At 72.0% G+C, this 23,081-nt stretch carries 25 protein-coding genes; 18 read left to right on the top strand and 7 right to left on the bottom strand.

Features of this window, described 5'->3' with window-relative positions; translation table 11 throughout:
• Nucleotides 1–2: 2 nt before the first annotated feature.
• On the bottom strand, nucleotides 3–836 hold the full coding sequence (locus tag QSK31_RS39625) for a fumarylacetoacetate hydrolase family protein (RefSeq protein ID WP_285689898.1): 834 nt from the start codon (nucleotides 834–836) through the stop codon (nucleotides 3–5).
• A 72-nt stretch (nucleotides 837–908) separates the two neighbouring features.
• On the opposite strand from QSK31_RS39625, the gene QSK31_RS39620 reads away from it, so the two are divergent.
• Nucleotides 909–1,643, top strand: coding sequence for a FadR/GntR family transcriptional regulator (locus tag QSK31_RS39620; protein ID WP_285689897.1), 735 nt, complete (start codon nucleotides 909–911; stop codon nucleotides 1,641–1,643).
• Between the two features lie 90 nt (nucleotides 1,644–1,733).
• Here QSK31_RS39620 and metK read toward each other — a convergent pair whose 3' ends face one another.
• Both metK and QSK31_RS39610 read right to left on the bottom strand, forming a co-directional pair.
• Nucleotides 1,734–2,888, bottom strand: a complete 1,155-nt coding sequence (metK, locus tag QSK31_RS39615) for a methionine adenosyltransferase (protein WP_502873080.1) — start codon at nucleotides 2,886–2,888, stop codon at nucleotides 1,734–1,736.
• A gap of 229 nt (nucleotides 2,889–3,117) precedes the next feature.
• A complete protein-coding gene (locus QSK31_RS39610; RefSeq protein ID WP_285689895.1) occupies nucleotides 3,118–3,756 on the bottom strand; it encodes a hypothetical protein in 639 nt (212 codons plus the stop codon).
• A gap of 684 nt (nucleotides 3,757–4,440) precedes the next feature.
• Between QSK31_RS39610 and QSK31_RS39605 the strand changes: the two genes are divergently transcribed.
• From QSK31_RS39605 to QSK31_RS39540, 14 genes are all read left to right on the top strand, one after another.
• Nucleotides 4,441–5,622, top strand: a complete 1,182-nt coding sequence (locus tag QSK31_RS39605; protein ID WP_285689894.1) for a cytochrome P450 — start codon at nucleotides 4,441–4,443, stop codon at nucleotides 5,620–5,622.
• Between the two features lie 19 nt (nucleotides 5,623–5,641).
• Nucleotides 5,642–5,836, top strand: a complete 195-nt coding sequence (locus QSK31_RS39600) for a ferredoxin (RefSeq protein ID WP_285689893.1) — start codon at nucleotides 5,642–5,644, stop codon at nucleotides 5,834–5,836.
• The gene (locus QSK31_RS39595; protein WP_285689892.1) at nucleotides 5,833–6,882 is read left to right on the top strand and encodes a ketoacyl-ACP synthase III family protein; all 1,050 of its coding nucleotides are present in this window, start codon (nucleotides 5,833–5,835) and stop codon (nucleotides 6,880–6,882) included. The genes QSK31_RS39600 and QSK31_RS39595 overlap by 4 nt, the downstream gene beginning before the upstream one ends.
• Nucleotides 6,882–7,907: an acyltransferase domain-containing protein gene (locus QSK31_RS39590; protein WP_285689889.1), complete on the top strand. Its 1,026-nt coding sequence runs from the start codon at nucleotides 6,882–6,884 to the stop codon at nucleotides 7,905–7,907. Before QSK31_RS39595 ends, QSK31_RS39590 begins: the two co-directional genes overlap by 1 nt.
• A complete protein-coding gene (locus QSK31_RS39585; protein WP_285689887.1) occupies nucleotides 7,892–8,224 on the top strand; it encodes a TcmI family type II polyketide cyclase in 333 nt (110 codons plus the stop codon). The genes QSK31_RS39590 and QSK31_RS39585 overlap by 16 nt, the downstream gene beginning before the upstream one ends.
• Nucleotides 8,224–9,480 (top strand): beta-ketoacyl-[acyl-carrier-protein] synthase family protein, encoded by a 1,257-nt coding sequence (locus QSK31_RS39580; RefSeq protein WP_285689886.1) that lies wholly within the window; start codon nucleotides 8,224–8,226, stop codon nucleotides 9,478–9,480. The genes QSK31_RS39585 and QSK31_RS39580 overlap by 1 nt, the downstream gene beginning before the upstream one ends.
• On the top strand, nucleotides 9,477–10,682 hold the full coding sequence (locus tag QSK31_RS39575; protein WP_285689885.1) for a ketosynthase chain-length factor: 1,206 nt from the start codon (nucleotides 9,477–9,479) through the stop codon (nucleotides 10,680–10,682). The genes QSK31_RS39580 and QSK31_RS39575 overlap by 4 nt, the downstream gene beginning before the upstream one ends.
• A gap of 40 nt (nucleotides 10,683–10,722) precedes the next feature.
• Complete coding sequence (locus tag QSK31_RS39570) at nucleotides 10,723–10,986, top strand: acyl carrier protein (RefSeq protein WP_285689884.1); 264 nt, start codon at nucleotides 10,723–10,725, stop codon at nucleotides 10,984–10,986.
• Nucleotides 10,987–10,998: 12 nt separating this feature from the next.
• Entirely contained in the window at nucleotides 10,999–11,784 is a 786-nt protein-coding gene (gene fabG, locus QSK31_RS39565; protein WP_285689883.1) for a 3-oxoacyl-ACP reductase FabG, read from the top strand.
• Nucleotides 11,785–11,793: 9 nt separating this feature from the next.
• Nucleotides 11,794–12,747 carry an aromatase/cyclase gene (locus QSK31_RS39560; protein ID WP_285689882.1) on the top strand — a complete coding sequence of 318 codons (954 nt, stop codon included), beginning with the start codon at nucleotides 11,794–11,796 and terminating at the stop codon, nucleotides 12,745–12,747.
• Nucleotides 12,744–13,886 (top strand): FAD-dependent monooxygenase, encoded by a 1,143-nt coding sequence (locus tag QSK31_RS39555; protein ID WP_285689881.1) that lies wholly within the window; start codon nucleotides 12,744–12,746, stop codon nucleotides 13,884–13,886. The genes QSK31_RS39560 and QSK31_RS39555 overlap by 4 nt, the downstream gene beginning before the upstream one ends.
• Nucleotides 13,879–14,649: an SDR family oxidoreductase gene (locus QSK31_RS39550; protein WP_285689880.1), complete on the top strand. Its 771-nt coding sequence runs from the start codon at nucleotides 13,879–13,881 to the stop codon at nucleotides 14,647–14,649. The genes QSK31_RS39555 and QSK31_RS39550 overlap by 8 nt, the downstream gene beginning before the upstream one ends.
• A 24-nt stretch (nucleotides 14,650–14,673) precedes the next feature.
• The gene (locus QSK31_RS39545) at nucleotides 14,674–15,639 is read left to right on the top strand and encodes an RCC1 domain-containing protein (protein ID WP_285689879.1); all 966 of its coding nucleotides are present in this window, start codon (nucleotides 14,674–14,676) and stop codon (nucleotides 15,637–15,639) included.
• Nucleotides 15,640–15,718: 79 nt separating this feature from the next.
• Nucleotides 15,719–16,426, top strand: coding sequence for a response regulator transcription factor (locus QSK31_RS39540; RefSeq protein WP_285689878.1), 708 nt, complete (start codon nucleotides 15,719–15,721; stop codon nucleotides 16,424–16,426).
• Here QSK31_RS39540 and QSK31_RS39535 read toward each other — a convergent pair.
• Genes QSK31_RS39535 through QSK31_RS39525 form a run of 3 tightly spaced genes read right to left on the bottom strand, consistent with a single transcriptional unit; the run spans nucleotide 16,409 to nucleotide 19,370 of the window.
• The gene (locus QSK31_RS39535; protein ID WP_285689877.1) at nucleotides 16,409–17,242 is read right to left on the bottom strand and encodes an aldo/keto reductase; all 834 of its coding nucleotides are present in this window, start codon (nucleotides 17,240–17,242) and stop codon (nucleotides 16,409–16,411) included. The genes QSK31_RS39540 and QSK31_RS39535 overlap by 18 nt on opposite strands.
• Nucleotides 17,239–18,240 carry a dTDP-glucose 4,6-dehydratase gene (rfbB, locus tag QSK31_RS39530; RefSeq protein ID WP_285689876.1) on the bottom strand — a complete coding sequence of 334 codons (1,002 nt, stop codon included), beginning with the start codon at nucleotides 18,238–18,240 and terminating at the stop codon, nucleotides 17,239–17,241. The genes QSK31_RS39535 and rfbB overlap by 4 nt, the downstream gene beginning before the upstream one ends.
• The gene (locus QSK31_RS39525) at nucleotides 18,237–19,370 is read right to left on the bottom strand and encodes an acyl-CoA dehydrogenase family protein (RefSeq protein WP_285689875.1); all 1,134 of its coding nucleotides are present in this window, start codon (nucleotides 19,368–19,370) and stop codon (nucleotides 18,237–18,239) included. Before QSK31_RS39525 ends, rfbB begins: the two co-directional genes overlap by 4 nt.
• Before the next feature lie 157 nt (nucleotides 19,371–19,527).
• On the opposite strand from QSK31_RS39525, the gene rfbA reads away from it, so the two are divergent.
• The 3 genes from rfbA to QSK31_RS39510 are packed head-to-tail and all read left to right on the top strand — an operon-like array spanning nucleotide 19,528 to nucleotide 22,261.
• Nucleotides 19,528–20,418 (top strand): glucose-1-phosphate thymidylyltransferase RfbA, encoded by an 891-nt coding sequence (gene rfbA, locus QSK31_RS39520; RefSeq protein ID WP_285689874.1) that lies wholly within the window; start codon nucleotides 19,528–19,530, stop codon nucleotides 20,416–20,418.
• 26 nt (nucleotides 20,419–20,444) lie between these two features.
• Nucleotides 20,445–21,128, top strand: coding sequence for an antibiotic biosynthesis monooxygenase family protein (locus QSK31_RS39515; protein WP_285689873.1), 684 nt, complete (start codon nucleotides 20,445–20,447; stop codon nucleotides 21,126–21,128).
• Nucleotides 21,125–22,261 (top strand): glycosyltransferase, encoded by a 1,137-nt coding sequence (locus QSK31_RS39510; protein WP_285689871.1) that lies wholly within the window; start codon nucleotides 21,125–21,127, stop codon nucleotides 22,259–22,261. The genes QSK31_RS39515 and QSK31_RS39510 overlap by 4 nt, the downstream gene beginning before the upstream one ends.
• Nucleotides 22,262–22,315: 54 nt before the next feature.
• Here QSK31_RS39510 and QSK31_RS39505 read toward each other — a convergent pair whose 3' ends face one another.
• A complete protein-coding gene (locus QSK31_RS39505; protein WP_285689870.1) occupies nucleotides 22,316–23,035 on the bottom strand; it encodes a class I SAM-dependent methyltransferase in 720 nt (239 codons plus the stop codon).
• Nucleotides 23,036–23,081 lie beyond the last annotated feature (46 nt).

Here is a 23,081-nt window from a genome sequence, read left to right as displayed (position 1 = left end):
GGTCACGCGTCCCTGAATGTCTGCCGCTGGCGGCCGAGGCCGTCGATCTCCAGCTCGACGACGTCGCCGTCGCGCAGGTAGGGCTGGCCCTCGCGGCCCATCGCCACCCCGGCCGGCGTGCCGGTGTTGATCACGTCGCCCGGGTAGAGGGTCATGAACTGGCTCAGATAGTGCACGAGATGGCGTACGCCGAAGATCATGTTCTGGGTCGTGCCGTCCTGGCGGATCTCGCCGTTGACCCAGAGCCTCGCGCCCAGCCGCTGCGGGTCGGCGATCTCGTCGGACGTGGCGATCCACGGCCCGAACGGGTTGAACGTCTCGCAGTTCTTGCCCTTGTCCCACTGCCCGCCGCGCTCGATCTGGAACTCGCGCTCGCTGACGTCGTTGCTGACCGCGTAACCGGCGATGTGCGCGTCCGCGTCCTCGGGCGAGGCCAGGTAGCGGGCTTTCGTGCCGATGACGACGGCGAGCTCGACCTCGTAGTCGGTCTTCGCCGAGCGGCGCGGGATGAGCACGTCGTCGGCGGGGCCGACCACGGTGTCCGGCGCCTTCATGAAGACGATCGGCTCGGGCGGCGGGGTGGCGCCGGTCTCGGCGGCGTGGTCGGCGTAGTTCAGCCCGATGCAGACGATCTTGCCGATGCCGGTGAGCGGCGGGCCGAAGACGGACGGCTCGTCGATCGGCGGCAGCCCGGCGCCGCGGATGCCGCCCAGGAAGTACGGGCTCAGCACCGTCGGGGTGATCGCTGCCGCCAGCGGCCGGAGGTCATGCCAGACCTGGTCGAAACGGACGACGGGGACGGTGTGACCATCGATGCGGGCGTGCGCGAGATGCATGTGGGCCCCTGTTTCCGGCTGGTTACGCTACAGGGATGACATCATACATATGATGTCTGGGGAAGGAGCCTGATGAGCGCACCGATCAACCTGTCGGCGGTGGCCCCGCGGAGCCGTGGTGACCGGCTCGGCCCGGCCGTCGTCGAGGCTCTGGCGGACGACATCGTCAGTGGCCGGCTGCGGCCCGGAGCGACGCTGCCCACCGAGGCCGAGATCGGTGACCACTTCGGCGTCTCCCGCACGGTCGTCCGCGAGTCCGCCCAGCTGCTGCAGGACAAGGGGCTGGTCGACATCCGGCGCGGCTTCGGCACGGTGGTCCGCCCGGCCGCCGACTGGGACCTGATCGACGACGTGGTGCTCTCCGCCCTGGTCCGCAACGACGAGACCCAGGGCGTGCTGGACGAACTGGTCGCGGTGCGGGCCTCGCTGGAACGGGACATGGCGGTGGCGGCGGCCGGCCGGCGCACCGAGGCGCAGCTGGCCGAGATCGGCGCCGCGCTCGCCGCGATGGAGAGCCTGACCGGCGACCCGGCCGCGTTCCTGGTGGAGGACACCGCCTTCCACGACATCGTGATGACGGCCTCCGGCAACCGGCTGGGGCGGGCGATCGTCACGAGCATTCACGACAAGGCCCGGACGACCGGCCGATACCAGGGCACGACGACAGCCGCGCACATGGCCCTCACGCTGGACGAACACCGGTCCGTGGCGGAGGCGCTGGCGGCCGGCGACGGCGCCACGGCCGGTCGCCTGATGTACGAGCACATCACCGGGTCGTGGGCACGCCGCCGTCCCGCGCAGCGGTGAGGCCGGCGATCTCCTCGGCCAGGAAGGCGAGTGAGACGGCGTGCAGCTTGCCGGCGATGAACTGGTCGGCGAACCGCCGCGCGGCGGCGGTCAGGCGGCGTTCTTCAGGTCCTGGGCGCGGTCCGTGTTTTCCCACAGCAGCTCCGGCAGCTCCCGGCCGAAGTGACCGTACGCGGCGGTCTGCTGGTAGATCGGGCGCATCAGGTCCAGATCACGGATGATCGCGGCCGGACGAAGATCGAACACCTCGTTGATGGCCTTCTCGATCCGCTCCACCGGCACGTTCTCCGTACCGAAGGTCTCCACGAACAGCGAGACCGGGTGGGCCTTGCCGATCGCGTACGCCACCTGCGTCTCGCAGCGCTCGGCGAGACCGGCCGCCACCACGTTCTTGGCCACCCACCGCATCGCGTACGCGGCGGAGCGGTCCACCTTGGACGGGTCCTTGCCCGAGAACGCGCCACCACCGTGGCGGGCGTACCCGCCGTACGTGTCAACAATGATCTTGCGACCGGTCAGGCCGGCGTCACCCATCGGGCCACCGATCTCGAAACGACCGGTGGGGTTGACCAGGAGCCGGTAGCCCTCGGTGTCGAGGCCGAGACCCTCCAGCTCGGGGGCGATCACGTGCTCGCGGACGTCGGGGGTGAGCAGCGACTCCAGCGAGATGTCCGCGGCGTGCTGCGACGAGACGACGACCGTGTCGAGGCGGACCGGACGGAGCCCGTCGTACTCGATGGTGACCTGGGTCTTGCCGTCCGGCCGCAGGTACGGAATCGTGCCGTCCTTGCGGGCCGCGGACAGCCGCCGGGCGAGGCGGTGCGCGAGCGCGATCGGCAGCGGCATCAGCTCGGGGGTCTCCGAGCAGGCGAAGCCGAACATCATGCCCTGATCGCCGGCGCCGCCGGTGTCCACGCCGAGCGCGATGTCCGGCGACTGCGCGCCGATCGACACGCTCACCCCGCACGACGCGCCGTCGAACCCCTTCTTCGAGGAGTCGTAACCGATCGACAGGATCGTCTCGCGGACGATGCTGGGAATGTCCGCGTAAGCCTCGGTGGTCACCTCACCGGCGACGTGTACCTGGCCGGTGGTGATCAACGTTTCCACGGCCACCCGCGAGCGCGGGTCCTGCGCCAGCAGCGCATCGAGAATGCCGTCGCTGATCTGGTCGGCGATCTTGTCCGGGTGGCCTTCGGTAACCGACTCGGAGGTGAACAGACGTCGCACAGCAGTGCCTTTCATTCGGAGGGAGTGGTCGCGCAATCCGGGCAGACGTCGGCGGTCGGAAAACCGTCTCTTTCCGCCGCGATCCGCAATAACTCACAAAGATCGAAGATTGCCCGGCTCGTCGTTCCGTAACGCGTTATCTTGCCGCGCGACACCCACTTGCGAATGGTGGAGGGGGCGACGCCGGCGGCGAGCGCCGCGAGTTCGGTCGGTACCGGGCGACATGGTGTCCTCCGGCCGGGCATCAACCACTCCGCGCCTGGTTCCGTCCCGAGCCGTGCCGGGCGGCGTTCGAGGCCCGCAGCTGGGTGGCCCGGAGCTGGGTGGCCCGGAGCTGGGTGGCCCGGAGCTGGGTGGCCCGGAGCTGGGAGACCAGATGCAGCCACTGCTGCGGCGGCCAGGTGTGCCCGGCCTCGCACCGCACGTGTTGCGGGGCCGGGTCACCGACGCTCATCCGTACGGTGACCTCGCTCTCGCACCCGGCGTGGGTGCACCGGCCGACGGTGCGGTGCCGGCCGGTGTCGCCGTGCGCGACCCGCCGTGCGTTCCGGGCCACGGTGTAGAGCTCGGACGTGAAGTCGTCGGCCGCCGGATGCGCGAGCAGCAGTGGCAGCCGCCGGGTGAGGAACAGCGACAGCTCCTCGATCGTGCGCGACCGTGGCCGGGGCTGGCGGAACTCGTCGGCCACCAGCGCCGACCAGGCCGCCACGACCTCGAGCAGTTCGGTTCGCGCGGCCATCGCGTGCTCGTTGATCGGCAGGCTCGGCGCGCGGCTCCCGCTGACCCGTTCGCTGGTCAACGGCTGTGGCCGGCGGGCCAGGGCGGCCTCGCAGGAGCGGTAGACATGAGGCAGCTCGGCGAGCAGGCCCCGGATGCGATGCACGCAGGCGGTGCAGACGCGAAGGTTGGTGTCGGTGCGGCGGCCGCATGGCGTGCCCGGAAGCGGGCGTGGTGCGACGCATCCTGATTCCATCATTGAGATAGCCCCCGTTGCTATATCTGTGACAGACGGATCTGGCAAGTCGAATTAATTGTTTCGTGTGCGTTAAGAGATAGATCCAGATCAACCGTAGCACGCATTGTCACGCCGTTCGTACCCTGGTGAATCGGCTCGCTGACAGTGTTGGGACGGCCGCCGCGAGGCTGCAATATGACATAGTTCACAACCGCTTTCCGTGCCCTTAAGCACAAGATCTTTCGCATTAACCTGAGAGGAGACTGAGAATCTCTACGTCAAATTTTCCTTTATTCGGCGCGGTAAATAGCAAAACGTGGGCGATACCCCGTTTGCGCGATCCGGAACGTGAGAACCTTCCTGATCAGGTGATTCGCGCGCCGCCCTGCCCGCCGGGACATCCGATGATCTCCGTCCGCGCCGGTCAGGCCGGGCGCGGAGAGCGCCACCGGTCGTCTTTGACAGCCTGTTCGCGCTGTGTCACGCTGCGATGCACCGGCAGACGTGTGTCCATATCCCACCTGCCCATCAATCGCTTCAGCGGCATACCAAGTGCCGGTCACCCCCTGGGTGGCCGGCACTTCGTGCTGTCCACCAAGAAGGGCGACCGCCGTGACCGACACCGTTACGACCTCCGACATCGACCTCTGGGCCGAGGATGTCGTGCTGGCCCCGTACGAGACCTATCGCAAGCTCCGGGACCTGGGGCCGGCCGTCTGGCTGGAGCAGTACCAGGCGTTCGTGGTCACCCGGTACCGAGACGTCTACGACGCGCTGCACGACCACGACGCCTTCGCATCCGGCGCCGGCGTGGCCCTCAACGAGCAGCTCAACCAGAAGATGAAGGGCAGTGCGGTGGTCAGTGATCCGCCGTACCACGACCATGTGCGGGGGGTGATGGCCCAGCCGCTCACGCCGCGGGCGCTGCGGGCGCACAAGGAGGACTTCCAGCGGCTCGCCGACGACCTCATCGACCGCCTGCTGGAGCGCGGCACCATCGACGTGGTCGTCGACTTCGCCCAGCTCTTCCCCCTGTCGGTGGTGCCCGACCTGCTCGGCTGGCCGACCGACGGCCGGGAGAACTTCCTGGCCTGGGCGTCCGCCGGGTTCAACGCGCTGGGCCCGATGAACGAGCGGGCCCGCGCGGACATCCCGGTGCTGGCCGACATGTGGGCGTTCATGGCCGAGATCGCGCAGCCCGGCCGGCTGCGCCCGGGGAGCTGGGGCGCCGACCTGGTCGAAGCCGCACAGCAGGGCACGGTCAGCAAGCAACTGCTGCCGGCCCTGATCGGCGACTACCTGGTGCCGTCGCTGGACACCACGGTGTCCGCGCTGTCCAGCGCGATGCTGCTGCTGGGCCGGCACCCCGATCAGTGGCGGGCGGTCCGGGCGGACCACTCGCTGATCCCGGCCGCGCTCAACGAGGTCATCCGGTACGAGTCGCCGATCCGGTCGCTCGCCCGGGTCCTGACCCGGGACCGGGAGCTGAGCGGGACCGTGCTCCCGGCCGGCTCCAGGGCTCTGATGATGTACGCCTCGGCCAACCGCGACGAGCGGTACTGGACCGACCCCGACGACTTCGACATCACCCGGCCCGACGTCAACGCGCACGTCGGCTTCGGGCACGGGATCCACGGCTGCGTCGGGCAGGGCCTGGCCCGGCTCGAGGGGCACGCGCTGCTGACCGCCCTGGCCAAGAAGGTCCGGACCATCGAGGTCGGCGAGCCGGAATACCGGGTGCACAACACGATCCGGGCGATCGCGGCGCTGCCGGCGACCCTGCACGCGGCCTGAGGAAAGGACGACCGTGGACGTGACCGTCGACCGGAAGCGGTGCGAGGGGTACGGATTCTGCGAGGAGGCCGCGCCCGAACTGTTCACCCTGGACGACGCCGGCGAACTGGTCGTGCGGTTCACCGGGCCGGTGCCGCCGGACCAGGAGAGAGAGGCCGTCGACGCGGTCCGGGTCTGCCCGGTCGGCGCGCTGCGCGAGACGTTGCCCCGATGAGCGCGGCGGACATGTACGTGGCCGCCACGGCGACCCGGCTGCCGCCCGCGATGACCGTCGAGGAGGCGGCCGCCGCCGGTCAATGCCCGCGGTCGCTGGCCGATGCCGCCGGCGCCGTGTCGGTCACCGTCTCGGCCGGGGAGTCCGGGCCGGAGCTCGCCGCCGGGGCCGCCCGGACCGCGCTCGCCCGCTCCGGCCTCGCCCCGGCCGAGATCGACCTGGTCCTGCACGCGTCCATCTACTACCAGGGCCAGGAGATGTGGGCGCCCGCGTCGTACGTGCAGCGGGCCGCGCTCGGCAACCACTGTCCCGCGATCGACATCGGCCAGGTGTCCAACGGCGGCATGGCGGCGCTCGAACTGGCCGTCGCCTACCTGCGGGCCGATCCGGCGCGCGGGGCGGCGATGCTGACCGCCGGGGACCGCTTCGCCGCACCGGGATTCGACCGGTGGCGCAGCGATCCGGGAACCGTCTACGCCGACGGCGGCGCCGCGCTGGTGCTGGCCCGCCGGGACGGCTTCGCCCTGCTGCGCAGCCTGGTCACGGTCTCCCGGCCGGAGCTGGAGGGCATGCACCGGGGCAAGGCGCCGTTCGGCACGGTGCCGTTCAGCCATCGGGGGCGGGTCGACCTGGAGGCGAGCAAGGACGAGTTCCTCGACGAGGCCGGCAAGTCGTACGCCCTCTCGCACATCGCGTCGGGCCAGCGCGAAGCCCTCAAACGGGCGCTGGCGGAGGCCGGCCTGGAACTCGCCGACATCGACTGGTTCGTGCTGCCGCACCTGGGCCGGAGGCGGCTGAGGGCCACCTACTTCGCCCCGTTCGCCATCGATCCGGAGCGGACCACCTGGCCGTGGAGCCGGACCGTCGGGCACCTCGGCGCGGGCGACCAGTTCGCCGGCCTCGACCACCTGGTGCGCACCGGCGCCGCCCGGCCGGGCGACCGCTGCCTGCTCGCCGGGGTCGGCGCCGGATTCAGCTGGTCCTGCGCCGTCGTCGAGATCACGCGGACGCCGTCCTGGGCGGGCGAGCCGCAAGGGGAGATGTGATGACCAAGCAGATCGTTCTGCTCCTGCCCGGCCAGGGCTCGCAGTACGCCGGCATGGCAGTGCCGGTCCACCGGCGCGAGCCGGTCTTCGCGCGGGTGTGCGACGAGTTCTTCGACGCCATGGGCGCGGACGGCGCCGGCCTGCGGCGGAGCTGGCTCGGCGCCGACCCGGAGGAACCGGTCGACGACGGCAGGTGGGCACAACCCCTGCTCTTCATCGTGGGGTACGGCCTGGGCCGGGTGCTCGAATCCCGGGGCGTACGGCCGTCGGCGCTGCTCGGGCACAGCGTCGGCGAACTCGCCGCGGCCGCCCTGGCCGGTGTCTTCGACCTGCCCGCCGCCGCTCGCATCCTGCGCGGCCGGTCGCGGGTCCTGGCCGGGGCGCCGCCCGGCGGGATGCTCGCGGTGGCCGCCACGCCGGACCGGGCGGCGGCGCTGGTCCACCCGGACTGGGCGGCCGCCGGGCTGGTCGTCGGGGCGGTCAACGCGCCCGCGCAGACCATCCTGGCGGGACCGGAGCCGGAGCTCACGCTCGCCGAGACGGCGATCCGGGACGCCGGGGTGATCGCCCGGCGGGTGCGTTCCCGGCAGCCGTTCCACTCGCCGGTGCTGGCCGACGCGGCGCGCGCCTTCGAGAAGGTGATCTCCGGCGAGGCCCTGCACCCGCCCCGGATCCCGGTCAGGTCGGCCCGCACCGGCCGGATGGTCGAGCCGCACGAGGCCGTGGACCCGGCGTTCTGGGCGCATCTGATGTGCGAGCCGGTGCTGTTCTGGCCGGCCCTGCAGGGGTTCGCCGCGGACGGCGACTGGGTCTTCGCCGAGGCCGGGCCCGGCAACGGCCTGTCGACGGCCGCCCGGCGCCACCCCTCGGTCATCGCGCGCCGCGGCGAGGTGGTCACCCTGCTGCCGCCCGCCGGAACGGACCAGTGGCCGGTGTGGGAAGCCGGCCGGCAGCGGCTCACGCAGCTCAGCGACGAGCCGGGATCGGAACCCGGCGGAGATGGGGAGACATGCACAGCACGCTGATCGTGGCCCGGATGCGTCCGGAGTCCGCCGCCGACGTGGCGAAGCTGTTCGGCGAGTTCGACCGGACCGAGATGCCGCATCTGATGGGTACCCGGCGGCGGGAGCTCTTCGCGTACCAGGGCCTCTACTTCCACCTTCAGGACTTCGAGGGCGAGGACGGCCACCACGCGATCGGTGAGGCCCGGCAGCACCCGCTGTTCCAGGGCATCAGCGCGGACCTGCGCCCGTACATCGACCCCTACGACCCGCAGACCTGGCGGTCCCCGGCCGACGCCATGGCGCAGCGGTTCTACCACTGGTCCGGGGGCGACTCCTGATGCGGCGCCGCGTGGTCATCACCGGGATGGGCGTGCTCGCGCCCGGCGGCGTCGGGACCAAGAACTTCTGGAGCCTGCTCAGCGAGGGACGCACCGCGACCGGGCCGCTCACCTTCTTCGACCCGGGCCCGTTCCGGTCCCGGATCGCGGCGGAGATCGACTTCGACCCGGTGGCCCAGGGCCTCAGCCCGCAGGAGGTCCGGCGGATGGACCGGGCCGCGCAGCTCGCGGTGGCCGCCACCGCCGAGGCGGTCGCCGACAGCGACCTCGGGTTCAGCGAGGCCGACCCCGGCCGGATCGGGGTGGCCGTCGGCAGCGCGGTGGGCGCCACGATGAGCCTCGAGGAGGAGTACCGGGTGGTCAGCGACGGCGGCCGCCTCGAACTCGTCGACCACGGCTACACCGTGCCGCACCTCTACGACCACTTCGTACCCAGCTCCTTCGCGGCCGAGGTCGCCTGGCGGGTCGGCGCCGAGGGCCCGGCGACCGTGGTGTCGGCGGGGTGCACGTCCGGGCTCGACTCGGTCGGCTACGCGACCGAGCTGATCCGGGAGGGCTCCGCCGACATCATGCTGGCCGGCGCCACCGACGCGCCGATCTCGCCGATCACCGTCGCCTGCTTCGACGCGATCAAGGCGACCTCACCGCGCAACGACGACGCCGCCCACGCCTCCCGCCCGTTCGACGCCACCCGCAACGGCTTCGTGCTCGCCGAGGGCGCCGCGATGCTGGTGCTGGAGGAACTGGAGAGCGCGCGCCGGCGCGGGGCGCACATCTACGCCGAGATCGCCGGGTACGCCGGCCGGTCGAACGCTTACCACATGACCGGTCTGCGCCCGGACGGCCGGGAGATGGCCGAGGCGATCCGGGTGGCGCTGGACGAGGCCGGGATGAACGCCGACGAGATCGACTACATCAACGCGCACGGGTCCGGAACCAAGCAGAACGACCGGCACGAGACCGCGGCGTTCAAACGGGCGCTCGGCGACCACGCCTACCGCACGCCGGTCAGCTCGATCAAGTCGATGGTCGGGCACTCCCTGGGCGCGATCGGGTCGATCGAGATCGCGGCGTGCGCGCTGGCGATCCAGCACAACGTCGTGCCGCCGACCGCGAACCTGCACACCGCCGATCCCGAGTGCGACCTGGACTACGTGCCGGTGACCGCGCGGGAATGGCCCACCGACGCGGTGCTGACCGTCGGCAGCGGCTTCGGTGGTTTCCAGAGCGCGATGATCCTGCGGAGGTTGCCATGAGCACGGTCGTGACCGGCATGGCGGTGGCCGCGCCCAACGGGCTGGGCACCGAGGACTTCTGGACCGCGACGCTGGCCGGGCGCACCGGGCTCGGCCGGATCACCCGGTTCGTGCCGGACTCCTATCCGGCCCGGCTGGCCGGCGAGATCAAGGGCTTCGAGCCCGGGCAGCACCTGCCGGGCCGGATGCTCACCCAGACCGACCACGTGACCCGGCTCAACCTGGTGCTCAGCGACTGGGCCTTCGCCGACGCGGGCGTCAAGCCGGACGACCACTCGGACTTCGACAAGGGCGTGGTGACCGCGAGCTCGGCGGGCGGCTACGAGTTCGGCGAACGCGAGCTGCGCAACATGTGGAGCAAGGGCGGCCAGTACGTCAGCGCGTACCAGTCGTTCGCCTGGTTCTACGCGGTGAACAGCGGGCAGCTCTCGATCCGGCACAACCTCTGCGGGCCCAGCGGCGTGGTGGTCAGCGACCACGCCGGTGGCCTCGACGCCCTGGCACAGGCCCGGCGCCAGGTGCGGCGGGGCACCCCGCTGATGCTCTCCGGCGCGGTCGACTCCTCGCTCTGCTCGTGGGGCTGGGTCGCGCACCTGGCCGGCGGCCGGATCAGCACCAGCACCGACCCGGTCCGCGCCTACCGGCCGTTCGACGCGTCCGCCGGCGGTCACGTGCCCGGCGAGGGCGGCGCGATCCTGGTCCTCGAGGAGGAGCGGGCCGCGCGGGAGCGAGGCGCCCGGATCCACGGCGAGTTCGCCGGGTACGGCACCTCGTTCGATCCGCGTCCGGGCGGCGGCCGGCCGCCCGCGCTGCGCCGGGCCGTCGAATCCGCCCTGACCGACGCCGGCGTCGCACCGGCCGAGGTGGACGTGGTGTTCGCCGACGCCGCCGCGGTCGCCGACCTGGACGCGGTCGAGGCGTCCGCCCTGCGCGACGTCTTCGGGCCCGGCGGGGTGCCGGTGACCGCCCCGAAGACCATGACCGGCCGGCTCGGCTCGGGCACCGGGGCGCTCGACGTCGCGGCGGCGCTGCTGTCGATCCGCGACGCGGTGATCCCGCCGACCACCAACGTGACCCCGGACCCGGCGTACGGCCTGGACCTGGTGGTGGGTGAGCCGCGCCGGGCGCCGGTCCGCACCGCACTCGTCGTCGCCCGCGGGCACGGCGGCTTCAACTCCGCCGTCGTGGTCCGCGCCGCCTGACCAACGAACCTCAACTCCGAAAGATCGGAAGGAAATCACCGTGGCTGACACCCGTGTGACCGTCGAGGACCTCAAGCGCATCCTGCTCGACGCCGCCGGCGCCGACGAGGGGATCGACCTCAGCGGCGACATCAACGACACCCCGTTCGACCAGCTCGGCTACGACTCGCTCGCGCTGCTGGAGACGAGCAGCCGGATCCAGCGGGAGTACGGCGTCGAGCTGGACGACGACGCCTTCCTCGCCGCGCGTACCCCCGAAGCCCTGATCGAGGCCGTCAACGAGCGCCTCGCCGCGCACGCCTGAGGAGGAGAAACGATGTCCACCGAGGAGAGACGCGTCGCGCTGGTGACCGGCGCGACCAGCGGGATCGGGCTGGCCGTGGCCCGCACCCTGGGCGCGACCGGCCACCGGGTCTTCCTGTGCGCGCGCAAGCCGGACGGCGTGACCCGGACCGTCGGGGAACTGCGCGAGGAGGGTATCGAGGCCGACGGGCTGGCCTGCGACATCACCGAGGGCGAGCAGATCCGGGACTTCGTCCGGGCCGCCGCCGACACGTACGGCCCGGTCGACGTCCTGGTGAACAACGCCGGCCGCAGCGGGGGCGGGGTGACCGCGGACATCTCGGACGAGCTCTGGTCCGACGTCATCAACACCAACCTGACCAGCGTGTTCCGGATGACCCGGGAGGTGCTGACCACCGGAGGAATGCGGGAGCGGACCCGCGGGCGGATCATCAACGTCGCCTCGACCGCCGGCAAGCAGGGCGTCGTGCTCGGCGCGCCGTACTCGGCGTCCAAGCACGGCGTCGTCGGGTTCACCAAGGCCCTCGGCAACGAGCTCGCGCCGACCGGCATCACGGTGAACGCGGTCTGCCCGGGCTACGTCGAGACCCCGATGGCCCAGGGGATCCGCGCCCGCTACGCCCAGTTCTACGACACCAGCGAGCAGGCCATCCTCGAGCGCTTCCAGGCCAAGATCCCGCTCGGCCGGTACTCGACGCCGGAGGAGGTGGCCGGCCTCGTCGGCTACCTGGCCTCCGACGTCGCCGCGTCCATCACCGCCCAGGCGATCAACGTCTGCGGCGGCCTCGGCAACTTCTAGGGGACAGCAGTGGCACAGCAGACCCAGGATCAGACCCGATCCGTCGAGCACGAGATCACCGTTCAGGCGACGGCCGGCGATGTCTACCGGCTCATCGCCGAGGTACGGAACTGGCCGCAGATCTTCCCGCCCACCATCCACGTCGAGCACCTCGGCGGCGACGGGGGCCGGGAGCGGATCCGGATCTGGGCCACCGCCAACGGGCAGGCGAAGAGCTGGACCTCACGGCGCGAACTGGACCAGGCGGCCGGGCGCATCGACTTCCGCCAGGAGGTCTCCAGCGCGCCGGTGGCCGCGATGGGCGGCGCCTGGATCATCGAACCGGCCGGCGTCGGGTGGTCCCGCGTCCGGCTCCTGCACGACTACCGGGCCGTCGGCGACGACCCGGCCGAGCTGGCGTGGATCGACCAGGCGGTGGACCGCAACAGCCGCACCGAGCTGGCCGCCATGAAGGACGCCGTCGAGCTGGCCGTGGCCGGTGATCGTCTGCTGTCGTTCGAGGACAGCGTGCACATCGACGGGTCGGTGGCCGACGTCTACGACTTCCTGCGGCAGGCCGGGCGCTGGCAGGAGCGGCTGCCGCACGTCGCGTCGGTGACCTGCGAGGAGGACGACGGCGGCCTGCAGGTGCTGGAGATGGACACCCGGGCCAAGGACGGCAGCACGCACACCACCAAGTCGTTCCGGGTCTGCCTGCCGCCGGGGCGGATCTACTACAAGCAGGTCACGCTGCCGCCGCTGCTGTCGCTGCACACCGGTCACTGGACCGTCGAGCCGGTCGGCGACGGCGTCCGGGCCACCTCGCAGCACACCGTGCTGATCAACCCGGACAGGATCGCCGGCATCCCGGGCGCCGGGACCACCCTCGCCGAGGCCAAGGACTTCGCCCGGGGAGTGCTCGGCGCGAACAGCCGGGCCACCCTGGGACACGCCAAGGAGTACGCCGAACGCCGTGCCACGTGACCGTGGACACCCAGGTGATCGTGGCCGGCGCCGGCCCCGTCGGGTTGCTGCTCGCCGGTGAGCTGCGGCGCGGCGGGGCCGACGTGATCGTGGTGGAGCGGCTGGCGAGGCCGGCCACCGAGTCACGGGCGTCGACCGTGCACGCCCGCACCATGGAGATCTTCGATCGGCTCGGGCTGCTCGAGGCACTGGCCCCGCCGCCGCGGGAGACGGCGGGGCACTTCGGCGGGATCCGCCTCGACCTCGGCGGGCTGCCCAGCCCGTACGCGGGAATCTGGAAGGTCTCCCAGATCGACATCGAGCGGGTCCTCGCGGCCTGGGCGACCGGGCTCGGCGCCGAGATCAGGCGCGGTCGCGAACTCACCGGCCTGACGCAGCACGACGACCACGTCGAGGTGGAGCTGAGCGGTCCCGAGCGGCTTCAGGCGTCCTATGTGGTCGGTTGTGACGGCGAGGGGAGCACGGTCCGGGCCGCGGCGGGTCTCGGCTTCGACGGGTACGCGGCGGACAAGGAGATGCTGCGCGCCGACGTGGCCGGCATCGACATCCCGAACCGGCGGTTCGAGCGATTCCCCGCCGGGCTCGCGGTCGCCGCACGCCGGCCCGGCGGGGTGACGCGCGTGATGGTGCACCGGTTCGGCGCGAAGCCCGGCCGGCGCGCCGGGCCGCCGGAGTTCGCCGAGGTCGCCGAGCTGTGGGCCGACGTCACCGGGGAGGACATCACGGCCGGCACGCCGCTCTGGGTCAACGCCTTCGACAACACCAGCAGACAGGCGAACCGGTATCGCGACCGCCGGGTGCTGCTGGCCGGGGACGCCGCCCACGCCCAGATGCCGGTCGGCGGCCAGGCCCTCAACCTGGGTCTGCAGGACGCGGCGAACCTCGGGTGGAAGCTCGCCGCCGAGGTGCGCGGCGAGGCGCCGGACGGGCTGCTGGACACGTACGAGTCCGAACGGCGGCCGGTCGGGCGCCGGGTGCTGGCCAACATCCGGGCACAGGCCGAACTGCTGCTCGGACCCCCGGCCGTCGACCCGGCCCGGACGGTGCTCGCCGAGCTCATCGCGTTCGAGCCGGTCCGCCGGCACCTGGCCGCGATGATCAGCGGCCTCGACACCTCGGAGAGGAAACGCCATGGGTGATCTGACCGGCCGGACGGCCGTCGTCACCGGATCCAGCCGGGGCATCGGCCGATCCATCGCGCACCGGCTGGCCGCCGACGGCGCGCTGGTGGCCGTGCACTCCGGCACCGACACCACCGGGCTCGACGAGACGGTCGCGTCGATCCGCAAGGCCGGCGGACGCGCCTTTCCGGTGGTCGCGCAGCTCGGCGTGCCGGACGACGCGGCGACGCTCGTCAGCGCGCTGCACGCCGGTCTCGAGCAGCACGGCGACCGGTCCGAACTGGACATCCTCGTCAACAACGCCGGCGTGCTGGCCACCATGCCGCCGGAGATGGTCACCCCGGCCGAGTTCGACCGGGTGATGGCGATCAACGCGAAGGCGCCGTTCTTCATCGTGCAGCACGCGCTGCCGATGCTCGCCCGCGGCGGCCGCATCATCAACATCTCGACCGGGCTGACCAGGTTCGCCAACCCGCAGGAGATCGCCCACGCGATGGCCAAGGCCGCGCTGGAGATGATCACGCTGCACCTGGCCCGCCATCTCGGCCCGCGCGGCATCACCGTGAACACGGTGGCGCCGGGCGTGGTGGACAACGGCGATCCGTTCCTGCAGGCGCCGGAGCTGCGGCGGATGCTCGGCGGGCTGTCGGCGTTCGACCGGATCGGCGAACCGGACGACATCGCCGACATCGTCGCGTTCCTCGCCGCCACCGACGGCCGCTGGATCACCGGCGCGTGGATCGACGCCACCGGCGGCACCCTGCTCGGCGCCGGCATCTGAGTCATCGCGATCGAAGGAGAAGAAGTGACACACCATCGGAAGTGGCTGACGACCGGCCTCGTCGCCCTGCTGTCGCTCGGCGTTTCCGCCGTCGCCACCCCGGCGGCGGCGGCCGGCGGGCGCGGCGGCGCCGTCCAGGCCTGGGGTCTCGACGAGTACGGCGAGGCCTCGGCCATCCCGCCCGAGCTGGGCAGCGGCGTCACCGCCCTGTCGGCCGGCAGCTACCACAACGGCTACGCGATCAAGCACGGCCGGGTATACGTCTGGGGCAACGACGACTACGGCCAGGTCACGACCGTTCCGCCGGCCCTGCGCGAGGGCGGGGTCAGCGCGGTCACCGGTGGCGGCGCCACCGGCTACGCGATCAAGGGCGGCAAGCTCTACGCCTGGGGCTACGACGAGTCCGGCGAGGTCTCGTCCCTGCCGGCCACGCTGCGCGAGGGCGGGGTGAGCGCGGTCGCCGGCGGCTACGGCACCGGGTACGCGCTCAAGGCGGGCAAGCTGTACGCCTGGGGCGACGACGAGTTCGGTCAGGTGTCCGGCGTCCCGCGGACGCTGCGCGAGGGCGGGGTCACCGCGATCGCGGCCGGCACCAAGACCGGTTACGCGCTCAAGAACGGCAAGGTGTACGCCTGGGGCAACGACGAGTACGGCCAGGTGTCCACCCTCCCGCGGGCGGAGCTGAGCAGCGGCGTCAGCACGATCGCCGCCGGCTACGGCACCGGCTACGCGATCAGGCGGGGCAAACTGCACGCCTGGGGCGACGACCAGTACGGCCAGGTCTCGACCCTGCCGGCGACCCTGCGGCAGGGCGGCGTGACCGCGATCGCGGCCGGCTACGACAACGGCTACGCCCTCAAGAACGGCAAGGTGTACGCCTGGGGCTTCGACGAGTTCGGGCAGGTCTCGAACATCCCGGCGAACCTCGGCAGCGGAGTCACCGCGATCGCCGCCGGCGGGTTCACCGCGTACGCGCTGAAAGCCTGCTGAAACCGCGACGCCCGACCATCAGTCCACCGCCTCCCGGCGCCCTCGCGCCGGGAGGCGGCCCTGCCCGAAGGATGACATCGTGCGAACGTTGATCGTGGAACCCGACATCGGCGCCGAGGAGCTCGGCCGAACGCTGGAACGCCACGGCCACCAGGTGCGGATCGCCGACAGCGGCGCCCAGGCCCGGCCGCATTTCACCTGGGCGGAGCTGGTGCTGCTGGAGCTGGACCTGCCGGACGTCGACGGCGTCAAGATCTGCCGGGAGATCCGCACCGGCCGGGACGCCGCAGTGATCATCACCTCGAACCGCGCCGACGAGGTGGACAAGGTGCTCGGGCTGCAGGCCGGTTCCGACGACTACCTGGTCAAGCCGTACGGAACCCAGGAGTTGCTGGCCCGGATCGAGGCGGTCATGCGCCGGGTGGGCCGGCCGGAGCCCGGCCACCCGCGGCAGCTCGTCCACGGTGCTCTGCGGATCGACCCGGTCGGGCACGAGGTGTACGTCGGCGCGCGCCGCGTGCACGTCACCCGCAAGGAGTTCAGCCTGCTGCACCTGCTCGCCTCCGCCCCGGACCAGGTGCTGTCCCGGGAACGGATCATGTCCGAGGTGTGGAACGACGACTGGAACGCCAGCCGCACCATCGACACCCACGTGAGCATGCTGCGCCGCAAGCTCGGCTCGGGCGACTGGATCGTCACCGTCCGCGGGGTGGGCTTCCGGCTGGGCACGGCCGGAGCGGGCGCTCGCCGCCTCACCCTCCTGGACGCCTCAGGAAAGGCCGGCTGACCCGAGCCGCGCGAGCTGTTCCGCACTGAGCCGCACCTCGGCGGCGGCGACGTTCTCCGCCAGGTGATCGAGCGAGCCGGTGCCCGGGATCGGCAACACCACCGGCGCCCGGGTGAGCAGCCAGGCCAGCGACACCTGAGCCGCCGTCGCACCCACCTCGGCCGCCACCGCCGCGATCTCGCCGCCCGCGGACGCCCCGGGCAGCACCGGGCGCCACGGCAGGAAGCCGATGCCGGCCTCGGCGCACGCGTCCAGCACCGCCTCGTGCTCACGGTCGACGATGCTGTAACGGTTCTGGACGGTCGCGATCGTGGCGTGCCGGCGGGCCTCGGCGAGCTCCTCCACGGTCACCTCGGACAGGCCGAGATGGCCGATCTTGCCCTCCTCCTGCAGTTCGCGCAGCGTGCCGACCTGGTCGGCGATCGGCACCCCGGGGTCGATCCGGTGCAACTGCAACAGCTCCAGCCGGTCCACCTTGAGCCGGCGGAGACCCTCGTCCACCTGCGAGCGCAGGAACTCGGCCGAGCCGCAGTAGCGCGTCTCACGGACGCCGTCCGGTGGGGCCACGCCCACCTTCGTCGCGATCAGCACCTCCGCCGGGTACGGGTGGAGAGCCTCGGCGAGCAGGTCCTCGTTGGCGCCCCACCCGTAGAGATGCGCGGTGTCGATCAGCGTGACGCCGAGCTCGACGGCCCGCCGCGCCACCGCGATCGAGCGGTCCCGGGCGGGGCCGGGCGCCGTGGTCAGGTGCATGGCGCCGAACCCGAGCCGGCCGACCTCGCGTACGCCGCCGATCCGGAAGGTGCTCGTCGTCATCTGCTGGTGTGCTCCCTCTGCCGCAACGGTTTCCACCAGTCACGGTGGTCGGCGTACCAGCGTACGGTCGCGGCCAGTCCCTCGTCGAACGGCACCCGCGGAGCATGGCCGAGCCCGCGCAGCCGCCGGTCGGACAGCGAGTAGCGGCGGTCGTGCCCCGGCCGGTCCGCCACCCGCCGGATCCGGTCCGGACCGGCGCCCACCGCCGCCAGCAGGCGCGCGGTCAGGTCGTTGTTGGACAGTTCCGCGGTGCCGGCGATGTGATAGACCTGCGCCGGCTCACCCCGCTCGACGACCACCTGGATGCCCCGGCAGTGGTCGTCCACGTGGATCCAGTCGCGCACGTTCGCGCCGTCGCCGTAGAGCGGCACGTCCCGCCCGTCCAGCAGGTTCGTGACGAAGAGCGGGACGAGCTTCTCCGGGAACTGGTACGGGCCGTAGTTGTTGCCGCAGCGGGTGATCGACACCGGCAGGCCGTGGGTGTGCGCGTACGCGCCGGCGATCAGGTCGCCGCCCGCCTTGCTGGCCGAGTACGGCGAGCGCGGCGCCAGCGGGGCGGACTCGTCCCAGGAACCCTCGTCGATGCTGCCGTACACCTCGTCGGTGGAGACCTGGACCACCCGCTCGACGCCCGCGTCCAGGCAGGCCTGCATGAGCGTCTGGACGCCCAGCGTGTTGGTGCGCACGAACTCCGCCGCGCCGGCGATCGACCGGTCCACATGCGACTCGGCGGCGAAGTTGACCACCACGTCGTGCCCGGGGACCAGGCCGGCGAGCAGCCCGGCGTCGCAGATGTCACCCCGGACGAACCGGTGCCGGCCGGCGGCCGGTTCCAGGTTGGCCAGGTTCCCGGCGTACGTGAGTTTGTCCAGGACGGTGACCTCGGCGTCCGCCCAGCCCGGGTAGGCGCCGTCCACCATCGACCGCACGTAGTGCGATCCGATGAAGCCCGCGCCACCGGTGACCAGGACCCGCCGCGGCCGGCCGGCGCCGGTCACCAGTCCGCGCCGACGAGCATGCTGCCCGGCGCCTTGCCCGGCTCCCACAGCCGGCCCTCGGCGTAGCCCAGCGCCGCCATCTCGAACCGCAGCGCGATGTGCGAGGCGATCGTGTTGGCGTCCCGCCAGAACCGCTGCATCGGCTGGCCCTGGCTGAGACCGGAGGTGCCGGCCGCCGCGGCCAGCCGGTTCACCGCCGCGGTGAGGATCTCCGCCGCGAGGGAGATGTCCCGGGTGTTCCGGGCCACGTCGTCGGGGGTGACCGCGGCGCCCCGGTCGCAGACGTCCGCGGCCCGCTCCAGGAGCAGCCGGGCGGCGTCGATCTCGCCGGAGGTGCGGGCCAGCGTGATGGCCATGGTGGACGCGCTCGGCACGGTCGGGTTCCAGGCCGCGGCCTTCGCCGTGGCGTACGCCGTCCAGAGGCCCAGCGCGCCCTCGGCCGCGCCCAGCAGCGGCGCCGCGAAGGACAGCAGGTTCGCGGCCTCGAGCGGGGTCCGGTGGCAGTCCGCGACCGACGACGCCGGCCGCCCGGCCAGCAGGTCGTCCCGGGCGAACGTGCGCGCCTCCGGCACGAACACGTCGGTGACCGTCACGTTGTGGCTGCCGGTCGCGCGCATCCCGATGATGTCCCAGCCCAGGTCGGCCGTCAGGGAGGCGACCGGCAGCGCGAAGACCCGGGCCGGTTCGTCGTCCGGCAGCGTGGCGCAGAGCAGCGCCCAGCCGGCGTGGTCGATGCCGCTGATGTACGGCCACCGGCCGGAGACCGTCCACCCGCCGTCCACCGGCACCGCGGCGCCGAACGAGGCGAGCGAGCCGACCAGCAACGGATCGTCACCGCCGGCCCAGATCTCGCGCTGACCTCCGGGCGGCAGGAACGCCACCATCCGGCCGAGGTGGGCGGTCAGCGAGGCGCACCAGGCGGTGGCGGGGCAGGCGGCGCCGAGCGTCGCCACGCCCCGGACGAGCTCCGCGAACGAACCCTCGTCACCGCCCAGGGAGGCCGGCGCGAAATGGCGTGCGAAACCGGCGCGGCGCAGGTCTGCGACGACCGCGGAGTCCAATGTGCGGCGCTCTTCCGCGGCAATCGCCGCCGCGGCCGCACGGGAGGTCAATTCGTCGTCGACAATCATTTCGCCAGCTTGCCGGAAAAGGGCCGGGCGGCGCGACGTACTTCAGGGAACCCTGACGAACAATTGTCATTGGCCTGACCCTGCGTGCATTTCCGGCTGCCATGCTCGATGCCGGGACGCGCATTTCTGTCTCACCATTGACGACGGAAGGCCAGGCATGAAGGGCATCATCCTCGCCGGTGGCCGGGGCACCCGGCTGCACCCGCTCACCGTGAGCGTCTCGAAGCAACTGTTGCCGGTGCACGACAAGCCGATGGTCTACTACCCGCTCTCGGTGCTGATGCTGGCCGGGATCCGGGACATCCTGATCATCTCCGACCCGCGTGACCTCGGCGCCTTCAGCAGCCTGCTCGGCGACGGGCGGCAGCTCGGGATCACCCTGTCGTACGCGCCTCAGAAGGAGCCGGCGGGCATCGCCGAGGCGCTGCTCATCGGCGCCGACCACATCGGGTCGGACGACGTCGCGCTGATCCTGGGCGACAACATCTTCCACGGCCCCGGCTTCGGCGAGGTGCTGCAGGGGCACGTCGCCGGCATCGACGGCTGCGTGCTGTTCGGCTACCGGGTGCCCGACCCCGAGCGGTACGGCGTCGCCGAGGTCGACGAGCAGGGCCGCATCCTCTCGCTCGAGGAGAAGCCGGAGAAGCCCCGGTCCAACCTGGCGGTGACCGGGCTCTACCTCTACGACAACGAGGTCGTCGAGATCGCCCGGACGATCCGGCCGTCGGCCCGCGGCGAGCTGGAGATCACCGACGTCAACCGGATCTACGTCGAGCGCCGCGCCGCCGTCCAGGTGGACCTGGGCCGCGGCTTCACCTGGCTGGACACCGGCACGCACGACTCGCTCACCGACGCCGGCCACTACATGCAGCTCATGGAGCAGCGCCAGGGGATCCGGGTCGCCTGCATCGAGGAGGTCGCGATGAACATGGGCTACATCGACGCCGCGGCCTGCTACCTGCTCGGGGAACAGATCGCCAAGTCCGACTACGGCCAGTACGTGATGGGCGTCGCGGCCTCCGCGCCCCGCGTCTTCGCCGGCACCTGAACGCACACCGTCGCAGAGAGGAAGTCATGGCCAACCTGTCCGTGGGAGACGGCCGTCTCACCATCCTGAACTGGTTCGGTACCGATACCCCGTACAACCACGAGCGCCTCGTGGCGGAGATGCGGGACGTCATCGACAGCGCCGCCGCGTTCCCCGGGTGGGTGTCCTCGTCGCTGCACTCCGGCCAGGACGTGCCGGGCACCGCCAACGTGATCCAGATGCGGTCGAGGGACGCGATCGAGGCCCGGTACCGGCGGGAGAAGATGCGGGCCGAGACGATGCCGGCGTTCTACCAGCTGGTCACCTCGTTCCGGACGATCAAGGCGGAGGTGGTCTTCACACAGACCCACCCGGATCTCGGCGGGGTGGTCGAGATCGATCCGGCGAACCAGGACTTCACGGTGCTGGCGCTGTTCGCCGCCGACCCGGAGAACCAGGCCGCGCTGATCGAGAACCTGGCCCAGCCCGACGAGTGGCTCAAGACGGTGCCCGGCTTCCGCACGCACAGCGTGCTGCGCGGCATCGACGGCACCCATGTCGCGATGTACGCCCAGTGGGCCTCCAAGGACGACTACGACGCCTTCCACCTGCTGCCGGAGAGCGAGCGCCCGGCCGACACCCGGGAACGCCGGGCGGACGGCCAGATGCTGATCAACTCGCACGAGTCGCACACCTACTCGGTGGTGCACTCCCGGACGGCCGCCTCGTGAAGGTGCTGTTCATCGCCGGTCCCAGCCCGGCCACCATGTTCTGGGCGCCACCCCTGGCCACCGCCCTGCGCAACGCCGGGCACGAGGTGATCCTGGCGACCACCGCGGAGACCGGCCGGATCGCCGAGCAGATGGCGATCCCGTTCGTCACGATGACCGATCGCAGCCTGGAGAGCCTGCTGTCGCTGGAACGCGACGGCAGCCCGGTGGCGATGCCGGAGAGCGTCGAGGACGGGGTCCGGTTCCACGGCTCGTGGATGGCCCGGCTCGCCGCCGCGAGCATCGACCGGCTGCGGGAACTCGCGGCGCACTGGCGGCCGGACGTGATCGTCGGTGGCAGCCAGTCGTACGCCGCCGCCCTGCTCGCCGCGTACCTGGACGTCCCGTACGTCCGGCACACCTGGGACGCGCTGGAGATCCCGGAGTCCAACCGGTACGCCGACGAGGTGCTCGCCCCCGAGCTCACCGGGCTCGGCCGCGCCGCGCTGCCGGACCCGGACCTGATCCTGGACGTGACCCCGCCCAGCGTCGGCCCGCCGGCCTTCGCCCCGGGCACGGTGCACACCCGCTGGATCGGGACCAACCTCGCCCGCGCCGTCGAGCCGTGGATGCTGGCGCCCGGCGACCGGCGCCGGATCTGCGTGACCGCCGGCACCCGGGTGGCCGCGAGCGAGAGCCAGGAGTTCCTCATCGGACTCGCCCGCGACCTGGGCGACCTGGACGCGGAGATCGTCGTGGCGGCGCCCGAGGACGTCGCCCCCGCCGTCCGCGAGGCGCTTCCGCACCTGCGGGTGGGCTGGCTGCCGCTGGAGGTGCTGGTGCCGCACTGCGATCTGATCGTGCACCACGGCGGCGGGTCGACCTCGATGAACGCGATGGCCGCCGGCACGCCGCAACTGGTGCTCTCGGAGTGGCCGCTGTACCGGGCGCTGTGGCAGCGGCTGGCCGACCACGGCTCGGCGGTGGTGCTCACCGGCGCCGAGGAGCACGCCACCGAGCGGGTCGCCAAGGCCGTCCACCAGTTGCTCGGCGACCCCTCGTTCGGCACCCGGGCGACGGCCCTGGCCGGGGAGATCGCCGCCCTGCCCGGCCCCGCCGACCACCTGCCGCGGATCGAGGCGCTGGCCCGCTGAGGCCGGGAGAGATGCGGGCGCCGTCCTCGGGGGAGGGACGGCGCCCGCATCTGGTCATGCCCGGACGCCGACCAGCAGGCCGGGCCCGGACCAGCTCGGGCGCAGCCGCTCGACCGTGCACCCCGCGGCTTCGAAGGCGCCCTCGTACTGCGCCGAGGTGAACAGGCTCATCTGGTGCGACTCGGCCACGTGCCGTGGCCCGTCCACCGCGTCGGCCACCGTCCAGTGCACCTCCATCCGGGTCTTGTCGCCGTGCCGGACCGTGTGCGACACCCGGGCGATCGTCCGCTCACCGACGGTCAGCACGTCGCCGGCCACGTGCCGGTCGAGGAACTCGTCCGGCGTCCACCACGGCTCCACGAGCAGCACGCCGCCCGGCTCCAGATGCTCCGTGAAACGCGCGATCGTGCGGCGCAGCGCGTCCTCGTCCGCCATGTACCCGATGGAGCTGTACATGCAGGTGAGCGCGTCGAAGCGGCGGCCGAGCGAGAAGTCGCGCATGTCGCCCTGATGCAGCGCGACGCCCGGCAGCAACGGCCCGGCCACCGCGATCATGTCCGCGGACAGCTCCAGCCCCTCGACGTGGTCGAACTCGTGGACGAAGTGCTCCAGGTGCGACCCGCTGCCGCAGGCGACGTCGAGCAGCGACGACGCCCCGGCCTTGCGCTCGCGGACCAGAGCGGCCAGGTGCGCGGCCTCGGCGGCGTAGTCCTTGCCCTTCCGCTCCCGGTAGAAGTCGTGGTAGACGCTCGCGGTATCCGCTCCGTACAACATGTTCCCTCCTCGAGGGGGACACGCGGCACCGCGGGACGCGCCGGCG

This window comes from Actinoplanes sp. NBRC 103695, assembly GCF_030269485.1.
Classification (GTDB): domain Bacteria; phylum Actinomycetota; class Actinomycetes; order Mycobacteriales; family Micromonosporaceae; genus Actinoplanes.
The sequence above is the reverse complement of the archived record's forward strand: the minus strand, read 5'-3'. Positions and strand labels throughout refer to the sequence as shown.